This window comes from Microbacterium sp. BF1, assembly GCF_019279095.1.
Lineage (GTDB): Bacteria > Actinomycetota > Actinomycetes > Actinomycetales > Microbacteriaceae > Microbacterium > Microbacterium maritypicum.
Genome location: NZ_JAGYWT010000682.1, coordinates 1 through 1,033 on the forward strand (window position 1 = coordinate 1; position 1,033 = coordinate 1,033).

Annotated in this window: 1 protein-coding gene and 1 pseudogene; one reads left to right on the top strand and one right to left on the bottom strand. The window is 70.0% G+C overall.

Annotated elements, in window-relative coordinates; translation table 11 throughout:
• A partial coding sequence (locus tag KZA10_RS16000) for a type I phosphomannose isomerase catalytic subunit (RefSeq protein WP_374196608.1) occupies nucleotides 1-184 on the bottom strand: 184 nt, incomplete at its 3' end.
• Nucleotides 185-252: 68 nt separating this feature from the next.
• Between KZA10_RS16000 and KZA10_RS16005 the strand changes: the two are divergent.
• Nucleotides 253-1,033, top strand: a pseudogene (locus KZA10_RS16005) (O-antigen ligase family protein); the annotation flags it as partial.

The window sequence follows — 1,033 nt, forward strand, 5'->3', positions numbered from 1 at the left end:
GCGTGCCCCCTGTGACCTGATCGAGCGTGCCGCCGTCGGCCACATCGGCGGGGTCGCCGGGGTGGTCTCCGAACCAGACCTCGGCCTCCGGTGCGCCGGTCGGCGTGCGGCCTTCGAGGTCGGCGAGAAGCGAGTCCGATCCCCAGGCGTAGTCGCGGGGCGTGTTCGTGAGGCTCAGCAGCATGCCACCAGCGTAGAGCCGCGCTGCGGCGTTCAGCGACGCTCGGAGCACGGCGCGGTAGCCTGAACGCGATGGCCCAGTACACGAAGCATCCGGTGTCTGCCCCACCAACCGCGCCGGAGCGCGAGTCGACGGGGCATCTGCTGCTGCGCGGCTATGCGATCCTCGTCCTCTTCGTCACGTTCGCCCACTCGGCCGTGTACAACCTGCTCGGACGGGACGGCGCCGCGATCACGCTCGCCGTCTTCACCCTCGCGACCCTCGCCATCGGCATCCCGATGCTCGCCCGGAACCGTCCGCAGCCGTTCCGCTGGCGCCGCCTGCCCTGGACCGCGCTCGGATACACGACCCTGGCCCTCGTCTCGATCGCCTGGTCGCAGTGGCGCGGCCCGACGATCATCACCTGGGTGCTGCTCGCGGCCGTCACCGTGAACGGGCTCTTCCTCGCTCACGTGCTCACCTGGCATGAGATCGTCCGGGCCCTGTCCTCGGCGTTCAAGTGGATCCTGGGCCTCTCGCTGGCGATCGAGCTCTGGGTCTCGCTGGTGCTGCACGGCCCGCTGCTCCCGAACTTCCTCACGCTGCCGGACGGCAAGATCGACCCGCAGTGGTACTGGGTGCGCGACAACCTGTTCGACGGCGGGCGGATCCAGGGCATCGTGGGCAACGCCAACCTCCTGGCGATCATCTCGCTCTTCGCGCTCATCACGTTCGGTGTCCTGTTCGCGGCGCGGACCCGGTGGCGCACCACCCTCGCCCTGTGGATGCTGCTCGCGGCCTACTTCCTCCTGCGCACGGCATCAGCCACCGCGCTCGTGTGCGCAGCCGCGGTCGCGCTGGTCCTCGTCGTCG